Raw genomic sequence first — 13,859 nt, forward strand, 5'->3', positions numbered from 1 at the left:
CAGCACGTCGGGGTGATCGCTTGTTGGTTGGTTTGGATGACCCGGTCGAATTGTACCGCCGTTTTACAGCACCTCGCCGGGATAAACGCCCCACAAACCGATTTGCCTGACAAAGCCAGACATCGGGCCCAACTCCACCGCGCACCATTGCCCGTCGCAGCGCGTCAGTTCCACGCGAACGCGAGGTTGGAGCAAGGCAGTTATGGGGCTGTCAATTGTCGGCTTCTTGCACAGGGCCACGTCGTCCTTGGCCCAGGGCGCGACGATGCCGGTCCTGCGGCCTGAAAGCAGCGGTCCATAGATCCATCCGCTGGTTCCGTCCCAATCCCTGACCCTGCGCCAATTGCCATATTGCTGGTATATTTCCAGCGGGATGCCCGGCCGCGTAAAGACCCATTCAATGTCGTAGCCGACACCAGGCCCGACACGCAGATTGGCGGACGAAGCTTTCAGCGAGACAAAGCGGGGTAGAGGAAGAGCACCGGCCTCTGCTCGCAGTCCCGTCGTCGTCGCGGATGCTGCAAGCGATGCGGTCACCAGAATGAAGCGAGCGAGCGCGACATACAAGTGATGTCTGATCTCCCCGCCGACCATTCGGAAACCGAAAGCAGCTCTCGATTTCATGCGCATTCACCATCGAATGTAGAAGGGGTCGATCATCACCGCCCGGCACCATCAGAAGCCATGGAAGGGTGCCACCCGAGCCGTGCTTCCGGCTCTGGCGTGTTGGGAACGTCGCTGAAAGCGTCCTTGCGGCGCTTGAGCTTCTCTGACCGCCGCCCGGCAAACTCTCGCTGCCGGGCGAACTCTAGCGTTGGGCTATGAACCGTTCGTCTGATTCTGGGAAACGTCGTGAGCGGGTATCGCATCCATCGCAGCCAACTTGTCCGCGCACAGATCCGCGGCGCCGGGAGCATCCTTCTTCATGCCGGCGAGTTTGACCCACCCACCATCGCTGATGAAACCATCTCTTTGGTAGGAGGATGTTTCCTTTAGCTTGGCCAGATTCTGGCTCGCGTCGGACGCCGTGACGAACTTTTGGACACAAAGATTGGCGACCAGTTCCGCCCTCGCCTTGATGGCTGAGGTCTTCGCCATTTCCGCTGCTGTTCCTGCCAGGGTCCAACCGCCGACGGTAAAACCGAGGATCATCGTCAGCACCGCGGCGCCTACTACCGACCAGAACCAGATTGTCTTGGAAGGTTGGTAGTCGTCGAAGCGTTGCGACAGTGTTTGATTGTCCTCCATGACTTTCTCCTTTCGATTATGACCTGAACGCAACCCGATCGTTCGGGCTGGTGAAACGTTGCCGCGGGAAGCGGCCAGCAGTTAGGGAACGGGGAAGGGGAACCGGCTCTGACGGGCGGAGCTTCCGGACGCGAGCAAAAATCCGTTGGCGCCGGTCTTCGAACGCTCGCACTAGACCCAGCATTTCAGCATAGCGACGTAGCGCTCGGGCACCTGGAGATCCTCCAAATGAGAAGGGCGGACGAAGTTCGCCTTGATGCTCCATATACCGAGGCCGATCGGAAACTATTCCAAGCCAGTCGCAATTTTGTGAATGGCAGGACGCCGACATGCTGGCTGTACGCTTGCATGGCCTGGCTGGCCAGGTGGCCGGTTCACGGGCATGATCTATGGTATTTCGGAAAATTTATGATATTTTTTTGCGATGCATGAAAATACGCAGAACTCGACAATATCTGAAACAACGTACCGACAGATTCGAGCCGACATTATTTTCGGCCGACTCACACCCGGCGAAAAGCTCAAGCTTGACAGGCTGAAAAATCTTTATGGCGCCAGCGTCTCTACCCTGCGCGAAATCCTAAACCGTTTGTCCTCCGACGGGCTGGTGACCGCCGAGGGGCAGCGTGGTTTCGAGGTCGCGCCAGTGTCACCGCAGGATCTGAAGGAAATCGCCGCCTTGAGGCAACTGCTCGAATGCTATGCGATGGAGTTGTCGTTCGCCTCCGGCGACATGGATTGGGAAGGCCGCGTGGTCGCGGCGCACCACAAGCTTCAGCAAATGGAAAGGCGCATGATTTCAGGCGACCATTCGATTGCCAAGGAATGGAAGCGCTATGACTGGGAGTTCCACCAGGCATTGATCTCTGCCTGCGGCTCCAAGGTGCTGATGGATACGCATGCCGCCGTATTCGATAAATATCTGCGGTATCAAATGGTTTCATTGACATTTCGCGGTCAGATCGCCGCTGACGAGCATCGGCAGATGCTCGACGCGGCGTTGGCGCGCGACGCTGTCACAGCCCAAATGGTGTTGCGCAAGCATGTCGAGGCAGGCGTCGAGCGCGGATTGCTGGCCAGCGCGCCCGAATTCCAGAAGAAGAAGGCCGGTTCGGCTTAACGCCCAACTCAAGCAATATTGTGTCTGATAAAATGACAAATCTATGATGATTGCACTGTTCGTGGGTTGAAGCACCATTATGAACGTGGCATGGTTTGCCCAGACGGTTTGACCACCGCCCATGCAATTCAGGGAGGAAAGCATGACCATCACCCTCGATCGCCGCCGGTTCCTCGGCGGCTCCGCAATGGCATTTGCCGCCTTGTCCGTGATGTCGTCCGGCGCGAGGGCGCAGGACAAGATCACACTCCGGCTCTCGTCGCCGGCGACGCCTGGCGACCAGCGCGCGGTGGCGCTGACCGATGTCTTCGCGCCCGCGGTTAGCGCCTTCGCCACTTTCGAGCCACACTGGAACGCCCAACTTTTCAAGCAAGGCACCGAGCTGGAAGCAATCGCCCGCGGCAATCTCGAAATGTCGATCACCTCGGCGCAGGAACTGGCCTCGCTCTATCCCGAATGGGGGATATTCACCGCCGGCTATCTGCATCGTGACGCCGCGCATCAAAAGAAGGTTTTCGCGGCCGACTTCATGAACCCGATGAAGAAGAAGGTGGAAGATGAACTCGGCGTCAAGCTCTTGACGGTGATGTATCTCGGCCGCCGCCAATTGAACCTTCGCATCGACAAGGAAATCAAGACCCCGGACGATTTGGCCGGCGTCAAGCTCAGAATGCCCGGAACCGACGCCTGGCAGTTTCTGGGCAAGGCGCTCGGCGCCAATCCGGTGCCCGTGGCGTTCACCGAAATCTACACCGCGTTGCAGACCGGTGCGATCGACGGGCAGGACAATCCGCTGCCATCCGACAAGGACTCCAAATTCTACGAGGTCACCAAGCAGATTTGCCTGACCAGCCACCTCGTGGACCTGAACTACCTCGCCTTTTCGAAGAAGGTCTGGGACGGCCTTGCACCGGATCAGCAGGCGGCGGTGCAGAAGGCGGCGGACGATGCGGCCGAGTCCGGACGGCAGAAGCAGCTGAAGCTGGAATCGGAACTCGAGCAGTTCTTCAAGGACAAGGGTTTGAAGGTCTACACACCCGACGTCGACGCCTTCCGCAAACATGTGCAGAAGGCCTATCTGGAGTCCGACTTCGCCAAGGACTGGCCGGAAGGCATGGTCGACAAGATCAACGCCCTCTGAGCCGGGAAAGACCGATGTCGGCAACCATCCGCTGGTTGCAGGCGCGGGCCGATAACGTGGCGGTGGCGCTTCTCGCCGCCATGTTCATCGCCTTCATCCTGCAGATATTCACGCGCTACGTGATCAACGATCCGCTCGGATGGACACTGGAAGTATGCCTGACGACATGGCTGTGGCTGGTGTTCTGGAGTTCCGCATTCGTGCTCACCGAGCGCGACCATGTGACGTTCGACCTGTTCTACCTGATCGCCAGCCGCCGCATGCAGCGCGTCTTCGCGCTGATTTCGGCGGCGGCGATCGTCGCCGGGTTCCTGGCGGCGCTGCCGGCGACATACGAATACATCGCCTTCTACAAGATCAAGAAGAGCGCCACGCTGCGTATTCGGCTCGATGTGGTGTTCAGCGTCTACGGACTGTTCGCCGTCGCCGTCATCGTACGTTACGCCCTGCGCATATGGCAACTCGCTCGCGGCGGCGCGCCCGAACCGCATGACGAGGCGACACCGCTGTGACCGTCGCCTTCGCCCTTTGCCTGCTGGCGCTGTTCGTCCTTGCCGGGATCGGCACGCCGGTCGCCTATTCCATGATCGTGGCGGCGATCGTCTACCTTGCCGTGAAGGGCCAGGATCTGGGGCTTGCCGCCGAACAGATCATCCAGGGGCTCTATGACGGCTTCATCATCCTGGCCGTGCCGCTGTTCATCGTCGCCGCCAACATCATGAACGCCGGCACGATCAGCGAGCGGTTGCTGGCCTTCTGCATGGCGATCGTAGGGCGCCTGCGCGGTGGGCTCGGGCATGTCAATGTCGTCGCCAATCTGATCTTTTCCGGCATGTCGGGTTCGGCGGTTGCCGATGCGGCCGGCCTCGGCAAGATCATCATCGAAATGATGACGAAAGATGGTCGTTATCCGCGCGGTTACGCCGCCGCCATCACCGCCGCCGCTTCGACCATCGGACCGATCATCCCGCCGTCGATCCCGATGGTGATGTACGCGCTGGTTTCGGATGCCTCGATCGGTTTCCTGTTCCTCGGCGGCATCCTGCCCGGCCTGCTGATGGGCGTGGTGCTGATGGGCCTCAACGCGTGGGTCGCCCGCAAGCGCGATTTCGCGGTCGAGGAAGCCGTGCCTCTGCGAGCCTTGCCGAAGGTGACGCTCAATGCATTTCCGGCGCTGCTTATGCCGGTCATCCTGCTCTACGGCATCTATGGTGGCGCGACGACGCCGACCGAAGCGGCGGCCGTGGCGGCCGCCTATGCGCTGATCCTGGCCGGCGTCTTCTACCGTGCGCTGAGCTGGCGGAGACTTTACGCCATCCTTTCAGAAAGCGCGCGCTCGTCCGCGGCCGTCGGCCTGGTCATCGGCGGCGCCCTGATCTTCAACTACATCGTCGCCAGCGAAAACATTCCTGCCCACATGGCAGCCTCGTTGCAGGGACTGCACATATCCCCGCTCGCTTTCCTGTTCATGGTCAACGTGCTGCTGCTGCTGCTTGGTTGTCTGCTCGACGCGTCCACGATCATCCTGGTCATCATACCGCTGTTCATCCCGACCTGCCGGCTGCTCGGGATCGACTTGGTGCATTTCGGCGTCGTCGTGGTGGTCAATACCATGATCGGGCTGATCACGCCGCCGTATGGCGTCGTGCTCTTCGTCATCAATGCGACGACGCGCATTCCGCTGCGCGAAATCATCAGCGAGATCTGGCTGTTCATCGGCGTGCTGGTCGTTGCGCTGCTGCTGATGATGCTGTTTCCGGAAATCGTATTGTGGCTGCCGAGGCAGTTCGGATACCAGGGATGAGCACGGCTCCGCACGATCGCCGAAGCGCCGGCCTCACCGGCCCGGTCAGGCTTGGGCTGATCGGCGACAACATAAAGCGCTCGCGTTCGCCGGACCTGCATCGTCTCGCCGGCCGACTCCTCGGTCTGGACGTCAGCTACGACCTCTTCATCCCGCGCGACATGGGCAAGGATTTCGACGCCGTATTCGACGCCTGCCGCGACAGCGGTCTTCGCGGCATCAATGTCACCTATCCCTACAAGGAGATGGTGGCCTCCAGGCTGCGCATAGACGACGACCTGACCAGACGGATAGGTTCGGTCAACACGGTGCTGTTCGGGCCGCGGGGCGCAAGCGGCTATAATACCGACCATACCGGTTTCATCGCCGCCTATCGCGAGACTTTTGGCGACACGGCGCCGGGCAACGTCTGCCTGATCGGAGCCGGCGGTGTCGGCAAGGCCGTGGCCTTCGGGCTGCTGGCGCTCGGCGCCGAGGCCCTGACTGTCGTCGACAGCGATGCAGAGAAGGCGCGCTCGCTTGCGACCGCGATCGCGACAGCCTCGCATGGCGCCGTCAAAACGTCATCCAGCGATGCTATCCGCACGGCGATGGGCGGAGCGGAAGGCGTCGTCAATTGCACGCCGCTCGGCATGATCGGCCATCCCGGGTCTCCGGTCCCGCCGGAATTGCTCGGAGCGCAGCGCTGGGCGTTCGACGCCATCTACACGCCGGTCAACACGCTGTTCAAACGGCAGGCGGAGGCGGCGGGCCTCGAGGTGCTCAGCGGCTACGAACTGTTCTTCCATCAAGGCATCGACGCCTTCGGCATCTTCACCGGACAGGTGCCGGCCGATCTTGGCGCCTTGCGCCGAATGCTTCTCGAAACACCTCCCAACTGACCAAGGATTATCCGCAGTGTTCGACGATCATCCCATGCGCAAGAAAATCGGTGTCAGCGCGGCACTGGCGACGCCGTTCGACCATAGAGGCGCAATCGACTGGCCCCGTTTCGGCGCCCACGCCAAATACCTTCTGGGGCAGGGCATGCGGGTGGTGACTGCCTTCGGCACGACCGGCGAAGGCATTTCCATTTCGACCTCGGCCCGCGCTCCGCTCTATGAGCGTATGGCCGCCGCCGGGGTCGACGCGGGCGGTCTGGTCGAATGCGTTTACGGGCCGTCGTCGCAAGATGCGGGCGACCATGCCCGGCGATCGCTCGATGCGGGTTGCGCTGGCATCCTTCTGACACCTCCCTTCTATTTCAAGCAGCCGACGGAGGAAGGTGTCTACCGCTGGTTCGCGGAAGTATTGGAACGTGTCGGACCGGCTTGCCGCGATGTCATCCTCTACAACATTCCAGGTTTGACCGGCGTGAGCATCGGCCCAAGCCTCGTCGCCCGACTACGGCTTGCGTTTCCGCAAGCCATCGCCGGCGTCAAGGATTCCAGTGGCGACTGGCAGCAGACGACCGCTTTGCTGGCGGAACACCGGGATCTCGCCATCCTCGTCGGCCACGAAGGAGATCTGGCGCGCGCCGTGCGGGCCGGCGCCAGCGGCTCGATCAGCGGCGTGGCGAATTTCGCTCCCGAACTGATCGCGACGCTGGTGCGCGGGGAGGACGTCCCGCTGATCGATGACATTCTCGAAAGATTGCTCAAATTGCCGGTCGTGCCGGCGGTCAAGGCCGTTCTGGCCGTAACGACGGGCGACCCTGTCTGGTCACGCGTGCGCGCGCCCCTCGACCCGATCCATGACGTGGGCGGTTTGAGGGCTTGCGAAGAAATAGCCGTGCTGGTTCGAGATCGGTTGCGGCCGGCGGATGGCAGAGCATCGCCAAGCGCTGGCTAATGCATGTCGCCCGGAAGTGTCCTCGGTTCCGGGATAACGACATGCATAAAATCAGAAGCCTACAGCAGGTCGGGCGAATCCCATTCGCGGCGACATGCTGTAGATCGGTCGAGAGGATCGCATATCCAATCCCCGGGCGACTAAACCGCCACTGGAGGGCTGGTCCCGATCGTTATCTGGGATAGATCTTCAGTCCGTCGGCTACGGAGTTGGCGACATGCTCCCTGGTGATGACGCCGACAACGTCGTCTTCTCGAGGAATTCCGTGTCCCTGCACGACGACGGCCATGAATGCGTTCTTCCGCCAGATCCGTTCGATCACGTCGGAGACGATCATGTTCTCGCCGACAATCGTGTAGTCGCGGCTGGCGATGTCCGCGAGCGTGACACCGGTATGCGCGCCTTCGAGCCCGCGCCGCAGCCCGGTGTTGACGCGGAGCACACCGAAGATCTGGCCATTTTTGATGACCACCACATGACGAAGTCTGCCCTCCGCTTCATGCTCGCGCAGAAAGCCATCGAAGCTGTGCTCCGCCGGCAGCACCAGTATGTCCGCATCCATCACTTCGCGGGCATGGCGAACCAGGAACATGTTGGCGTGCAGCGCCTTGGGAATGGCACGCCCCCGACGGACCAGCTTCAACGTGTAGATGTTTTCACGCGAAAGCAGTCGTCGGACGCCGACACTGGTGGCGACGGCCAGGATCATCGGCATGACGATGTCATACTCGCGGGTCATCTCGAAGGTCATGGTGATGGCGGTCATCACAGCCCCCGTACCGCCGCCGACCATCGCCCCCATGCCGACCATGGCAAAGGCCGGAATGCTGAGGGGGATCGGAATGCCTGTCGCCTGCAGCAGCGCGGCGAAGCCGCCGCCCAAAGTGGCGCCCATGAACAGCGAAGGCGAGAAGATGCCGCCGGAAGACCCCGAGCCTAGACTGATCGATGTGGCTGCCGCCTTGCAAGCCAACAAAAGACCGAGCAGCCATACAGCCGAGGTGTGACCGACCAGGATGCTCTCGATCGTCGCATAGCCCACGCCATCGACGTAATACTGTCCGAGCGTGACGAAGAGAACATACATCAGGAGCCCTAGCAGCAGCATTCCGAGTATGTGGCGCGTGTATCGCCCGGGGATTTTGTCGAACCAGTCCTCGGCCAAATGCAGGCTGCGGATGAAGCCGGCGGCCGCCACTCCGGTCACACCGCCGAGGGCGGCATAGAGCACAAGCAGCATGACTGCGTTGCCATCCGTGGTCAGGGCCTGCAATGGCGGCACGGCAAATGCCGGCTGCGGGCCAATGAACCAGCGGCCCACGAAGGTCGCGGCGCCAGTTGCGATGGCGACCGGAAGGAAAGTGCTGACACTCACTTCGGGCATCATCAACTCGATCGCGAACATCACGCCCCCGATCGGCGTATTGAACGTAGCCGCTATACCCGCACCGGCACCCGCGGCGACCATCGCGATACGCTGGCCGACCGGCATGTGGATGATCTGCCCCAATGTCGATCCGAGCGCTGATCCGATCTGGATTATCGGACCCTCGCGGCCAACCGACGAGCCACTGCCAATGGCAATGGCCGAAGCCAGCGACTTGACCAACGCCACGATCGGCCGAATTTTCCCTTCCCGATAGTAAATGGCGTCCATGACCTCGGGCACGCCGTGGCCTTTTGCCTCGGGCGCGAAATTGCTGACGAGGAACGTGACCAGGACGGCACCGATCACCGGTGCCAGAATGATGAACCCGCCCCACCGGCTGGGCGCCGTGAACACGTTCGCGTCATATCCGACCGCGAAAGTGCCGTTGAAGAAGAGATTGTGGAGCAGCCCTATCAATTCCCGGAAGAGGACCGCGCCGAAACCGGTTACAGTGCCAAGACCGAGCGCGAGGACGGTGAGAACCAGCAGGCTAAGCCGGTGGCTTTCTTCGTCTTCCATCGCTGCGCGATGCGAGGCATCTTGCGCGGAAGGTTTGCCGTCGTCTGATTCACCAGGTTTCGAGTTGCTGGACGTTGCCGTGTCGCCGCGTGCCATAAAAGATGCGCCCCGGAAAAGATGGACTGGAGGATGAAGGCCTGGGCCTTACCAACCGAACCCGCTGGGTGATCAAGCTCAGCTTGATATATATGTCATGCCATGACATATATTGGGAGCATTGAAAAGAGTGACGGCGACTGATCCTCCTGCTTTTTCGGAGCCATCCCGTGGCAAGGGCACCAAGCGTGGGCGCGCCAAGTTGGAAAAAACACCCCCCGACGCCAGTAGCGTGGATCCGTCCGATGAACGTTCCCGAAGCCTGGATGAGAATGCCTACCAAGGATTGGCTGGATTTCGTCATGCGCTTCGCCGGTTTTTGGCGTTCAGTGAAGTTGCCGCTTCGGCGGCTGGAGTCACCTCGCAGCAATACCAGGCGATGCTGGCTATCCGGGTACATCCTGATCAAGCCATTATGATCAAGGAACTCGCACGGCAGATGTTGCTTCAACCGAATGGCGCGGTGCAATTGGTGGACAGGCTTGTCGGCGCTGGCCTCGCCGAACGCCGACAATCCTCAACGGATCGCCGCAGCGTGCTTGTCGTCATGACGGACAAAGGGGCGGCGCTGCTTGAACGCCTGGCTGCCGATCACCTCCAGGAGATGTCCAAACACGAGCCGCTGCTCGCCGAGTCCCTCAGGCGACTGAGAAGCATGGAACGATCGGGTGACACCTCATAGCCATTCTCGCGAACATAACTGGCTGGAACCATACGCGCCGATCGATGTCCTCAAACCGGCGGCCGCCGATGTCTGGATTGTCGACGGACCAGAAATCGAGTTTGGTCTCGGCTGGCTGAAAGTGCCGTTCACCACCCGCATGACGGTTGTTCGGCTTCGTGGCGGCGACCTGGTTCTTCATTCGCCTGTGCGTCACACAGCGGCCCTCCAGACGGCGGTGGAGGCGTTGGGGCCGATCCGCTATCTCATCGCACCGAATTCGCTTCACTATTGGTGGCTGCCGGACTGGAAAGCTCGTTTGCCGGGCGCAACGGTCCTGGCGGTACCCGGCCTTCAAAAGGGGGCCAAGCGCCGCGTCGTCGTCGACATGGAGTTGACAGGCCATGATACGCCTTGGCCGGAAGAAATCGACATGCTGATTGTCAGTGGCGACGTGCTCACGGAGGCGGTATTTTTTCATCGCGCTTCACGAACCCTGATTCTCACCGACTTGATCGAGAATTTCGAGCCAAAACGCATCCATGGCTGGTTCTATCGCGTTCTCATGAAAATCGGCGGCGTTATCGACCCGGACGGAAAAGCGCCATTCGACATGCGATTGAGTTTCTTCCGACACCAGAAGTCATTGCGGTCGGCTGTTCGCCGCATGATCAACTGGCAGCCCGAGCGCGTGATCATCTCCCACGGGCGTTGGTATGAGGCGGATGGCGTCAAGGAACTCAAGCGCGCCTTCCGCTGGGTGCTGTGACGGCGGTGCCTGACAGGAAGTGCGGAACGCGTCCGAATCTACTGATTTTGCACCACGACAGGACTGATTGGACTGACGTATTTGTGGGCCCCATAACGATCGACCATAGTGCAGCTGGCTGCATTCAGGCCGACGACATCGACCTCACGGCCACGCCGCCGTGCTTTCAGTACAACGCGATCGAGTGCACCCACCGCGGATATATCCCAGAAGTGGGCGGCACTGACATCGATGACGATCTTCTCCACAGGGTCCGCCACATCGATGGACTCGACGAATGTGGCCGCCGACGCAAAGAACACTTGCCCCTCGACCGTGTAGGTGCGCACGCGCTCGTCGGCCGAGAGCGTGGAAGTGACGCGGCTCAACCGCGAGACCTTTCCCGCGAAGAACACGCCTGAGAGCAACACTCCGATCATCACACCGACGGAAAGATCGCCCGTCGTCACCACTCCCGCCACCGTTGCCAGCATCACAATGGACGACGGCAATGGGTTCGTACGCAGGCGCGCGAGCGAACGCCAGGAGAATGTGTTGATCGAAACCATGATCATCACCGCCGTCAACGCCGCCACGGGTACGACGGCCAGCACGTCTTGCAGCAGCACGAGCAGCGCCAGCAGGAAGGCGCCAGCGGTGAGCGTCGAGAGCCGCCCACGCCCGCCGGAGGAGACGTTGATGACCGACTGCCCGATCATCGCGCAGCCGCCCATGCCGCCGAAGAACGCGGAGGCGATATTCGCGACGCCTTGCCCCGCGCACTCGCGGCTCTTGTCGCTGGTGGTGTCTGTCATGTCATCGACGATCTGCGCCGTGAGCAACGATTCCAGCAGTCCAACAGCAGCAAGGGTCAGCGCCACGGGCAGCAGAATATGGAGCGTCTCGAGCGTAAGCGGCACGTCGGGCACGCCAAAGCTGGGCAGGGTTGTTGGAAGCTGGCCGAGACTGGCTACCGTTCGCACGTCGAGCTTGAGTGCAAGGCTAACTATCGTGATCACGACGATTGCCACCAGCGGCGACGGGATCGTCTTCGTCACCCGGGGCAAGAGGTAGATGATCGCGAGCCCGAGCGCGATAAGCCCATATGTCGCCTTCGGCACATTCATGAGCTGTGGCAACTGCGCCAGGAAAATCAGGATGGCAAGCGAGTTGACGAAGCCGGTCATGACAGACTGGGAAACGAACCGCATTATCCGTCCGAGCCTCAAAACCCCGGCGAAGATCTGGATTATGCCCATCAAAATGGTGGCGGCAAAGAGATACTGCACGCCATGCTCTCGCACGAGCGGGCCCATGAGGACAGCGGTGGCCGCGGTCGCGGCCGAGATCATCGCCGGCCGCCCACCGACAAAGGCGATAACGCAGGCGATGACGACCGAAGCGTAGAGCCCGACCTTGGGATCGACACCAGCGATAACCGAGAACCCGATCGCCTCCGGGATCAATGCCAACGCAACGACAATGCCTGACAGCAAGTCAGCTCGCAGGTTGGAAAACCAGTCGCGATGAAGGGAGGAAGCAGTAGCCATAGAGAGGGAATCCGCAAAGGTGCAAGCCGTCGCTCATGGCGGCCGACTGTCTGTCACTTTTGTTGCGTGATCCGGCGGATCGGCGGCCGGAAGAGCCACCCGGAATTTCACCGGGTCCAATCGAATGCTCGAGCTTATAGTGGAGTATTTTTGCAACGCAACATTGAAGAACCTGGAAGGCGAAAAAATCATTTCGGTGCCGGGCGCGTGGGCGGTCCGGCGGATTATGCGCTTACGTCGGTGCACGCTTTCTTCGCCTCCGCGTCCCGCTGGCCCAGGGGCTCGGTTCGCTCGGGTTTTTCCATATGACCATCTGCGCCGCGCGTCTTCCGATCAGGGCTGCCGATGCTAAGCCCGGGTACTCTTCTGTCATGTGTAAGATTGAGATTATATTTTGTGTGGCTAATATAGACTTTGGTAGATCCGAAACAACTCTATTAACCCCTTTATAAGTCACATGATGTGTGATGATGTTGATGGTATTGATTTATATCTCCGATTCGGTTGTGTAGCGGAACGATGGGGTCGAGGAAAGGGCGATGCTGGAGCACATCATGCCAGCAGTGGGGCTTCGTGGATTTGCTCGATCGCGGCGCGGCTTGGCTAGGCGGGCTGCGATACGCTGCCTTTGGTCGACTTGCTGATGCAAGGGCCTGCCGAAGATAGTTCCTTTTCAGATTTGACAGCGCAGGCGGGCAGCCAGCTTGCCGGCGCTCGGTCGGATTGGCTGCGGTATCAAACAAAATTCACACAGCGGAATCGAAGGAGTAGGCATGCCGTCATTTAGGGTCCGCGCTGTCCACAGGGAGACAGTTGGCTCTCCGAACTGCAATCTACGGGCCGCGCTTTCTTCCGCATCGCTGATCGCCCTAATGGCGATGCTGGCGTCCGCGCCGCGCAGCGCTTTTGCGGCCAACGAATGTGGCGCGCCGGTCGGCGGCGTGGTCACTTGCTCGGGGAGCAGCTATCCCGCGCCTGGCATCAGCTATAACGTGAACGGCCTGACGCTGATACTCAACAATCCCAATCTTGTTGCGCAAAAGACCACCGCCGGAACCGGCGCCGTCGCCATCGTCAGCGGGGCGAACAATATCAATGATATTGTCATCAATGCGCTTCTTTTTCAATCGGTTCAGTCCACGGCAACTTTGTCGAACGGCATTGATGCCGCGAATATCGGCACTGACGGCAATGCAATTGTGCGGATGGACACAGGCACCGTGACATCACGCATTTCTGCCGGCGGCGGTTCGCTCTTTGCGTTGATCGGCAACAGCGTGGGTGCCGGCAATGCCCAAATCACCCTTAATGACGGGCAGGTCATCAATACAGGGCTAGGCAATGGCGCTTATGCCCAAAACCAGGGCACGGGCAATGCCGTCATCACGATGAACGGCGGTTCGGTCAGCATCGTCGGCGCTGCTGGCGCTGGCCTGCGTGCCGGCATCACCAATGCTACCTCTTTCGGTGCTGCCAGTGTCACCATCAATGGCGGCACCATCACAGCAAATCCGGGCACTGGCGTCTTGAGCCAGTCGGAGCTGGGCAGCGCCGGTATCACCATGACGGCCGGGACGGTCACGGTCCAAAGCGGCACCAACCCCGCCCTCAGCGCCGTGGTCAACAATGCTGCCGCCACCGCCACCGCCGGCATCGCCGTAAGCGGCGGCACCGTCACGAACAGCGGCAGCGGTGATGGCCTCTTCGCCAGCA

At 60.6% G+C, this 13,859-nt stretch carries 12 protein-coding genes and 1 other annotated feature; of the genes, 8 read left to right on the top strand and 4 right to left on the bottom strand.

Features of this window, described 5'->3' with window-relative positions:
- Window positions 1-63: 63 nt before the first annotated feature.
- Complete coding sequence (locus tag LB543_RS06130) at window positions 64-630, bottom strand: SH3 domain-containing protein (RefSeq protein WP_224613437.1); 567 nt, start codon at window positions 628-630, stop codon at window positions 64-66.
- A gap of 189 nt (window positions 631-819) precedes the next feature.
- Window positions 820-1,248, bottom strand: a complete 429-nt coding sequence (locus tag LB543_RS06135) for a hypothetical protein (RefSeq protein WP_224613438.1) — start codon at window positions 1,246-1,248, stop codon at window positions 820-822.
- Between the two features lie 424 nt (window positions 1,249-1,672).
- On the opposite strand from LB543_RS06135, the gene LB543_RS06140 reads away from it, so the two are divergent.
- The 6 genes from LB543_RS06140 (at window position 1,673) to LB543_RS06165 (ending at window position 7,143) form a co-directional block, all read left to right on the top strand.
- Window positions 1,673-2,368, top strand: coding sequence for a GntR family transcriptional regulator (locus LB543_RS06140; RefSeq protein ID WP_224613439.1), 696 nt, complete (start codon window positions 1,673-1,675; stop codon window positions 2,366-2,368).
- 142 nt (window positions 2,369-2,510) lie between these two features.
- Complete coding sequence (locus tag LB543_RS06145; protein ID WP_224613440.1) at window positions 2,511-3,509, top strand: sialic acid TRAP transporter substrate-binding protein SiaP; 999 nt, start codon at window positions 2,511-2,513, stop codon at window positions 3,507-3,509.
- A gap of 14 nt (window positions 3,510-3,523) precedes the next feature.
- On the top strand, window positions 3,524-4,021 hold the full coding sequence (locus LB543_RS06150; RefSeq protein WP_224596975.1) for a TRAP transporter small permease: 498 nt from the start codon (window positions 3,524-3,526) through the stop codon (window positions 4,019-4,021).
- The gene (locus tag LB543_RS06155) at window positions 4,018-5,313 is read left to right on the top strand and encodes a TRAP transporter large permease (RefSeq protein ID WP_224613441.1); all 1,296 of its coding nucleotides are present in this window, start codon (window positions 4,018-4,020) and stop codon (window positions 5,311-5,313) included. Before LB543_RS06150 ends, LB543_RS06155 begins: the two co-directional genes overlap by 4 nt.
- Window positions 5,310-6,194, top strand: coding sequence for a shikimate dehydrogenase family protein (locus LB543_RS06160; RefSeq protein WP_224613442.1), 885 nt, complete (start codon window positions 5,310-5,312; stop codon window positions 6,192-6,194). The genes LB543_RS06155 and LB543_RS06160 overlap by 4 nt, the downstream gene beginning before the upstream one ends.
- 34 nt (window positions 6,195-6,228) lie before the next feature.
- The gene (locus LB543_RS06165) at window positions 6,229-7,143 is read left to right on the top strand and encodes a dihydrodipicolinate synthase family protein (protein WP_224613443.1); all 915 of its coding nucleotides are present in this window, start codon (window positions 6,229-6,231) and stop codon (window positions 7,141-7,143) included.
- 172 nt (window positions 7,144-7,315) lie between these two features.
- On the opposite strand, the gene LB543_RS06170 is transcribed toward LB543_RS06165, so the two are convergent.
- Complete coding sequence (locus LB543_RS06170; protein WP_224613444.1) at window positions 7,316-9,091, bottom strand: chloride channel protein; 1,776 nt, start codon at window positions 9,089-9,091, stop codon at window positions 7,316-7,318.
- Window positions 9,092-9,317: 226 nt separating this feature from the next.
- Between LB543_RS06170 and LB543_RS06175 the strand changes: the two genes are divergently transcribed.
- The gene (locus tag LB543_RS06175) at window positions 9,318-9,869 is read left to right on the top strand and encodes a MarR family transcriptional regulator (protein WP_224613445.1); all 552 of its coding nucleotides are present in this window, start codon (window positions 9,318-9,320) and stop codon (window positions 9,867-9,869) included.
- Window positions 9,856-10,617, top strand: a complete 762-nt coding sequence (locus LB543_RS06180) for a DUF4336 domain-containing protein (protein ID WP_224613446.1) — start codon at window positions 9,856-9,858, stop codon at window positions 10,615-10,617. Before LB543_RS06175 ends, LB543_RS06180 begins: the two co-directional genes overlap by 14 nt.
- A gap of 38 nt (window positions 10,618-10,655) precedes the next feature.
- Here the strand turns inward: LB543_RS06180 and LB543_RS06185 are convergent, their stop codons facing one another.
- Entirely contained in the window at window positions 10,656-12,146 is a 1,491-nt protein-coding gene (locus LB543_RS06185) for a SulP family inorganic anion transporter (RefSeq protein ID WP_224613447.1), read from the bottom strand.
- A gap of 65 nt (window positions 12,147-12,211) precedes the next feature.
- Window positions 12,212-12,267, bottom strand: a sequence feature (sul1 is cis-regulatory element that is thought to sense ions involved in sulfur or methionine metabolism; They are found in Alphaproteobacteria).
- Between the last annotated feature and the right edge of the window lie 1,592 nt (window positions 12,268-13,859).

Source organism: Mesorhizobium sp. ESP7-2 (assembly GCF_020164715.1).
Classification (GTDB): Bacteria; Pseudomonadota; Alphaproteobacteria; order Rhizobiales; family Rhizobiaceae; genus Mesorhizobium.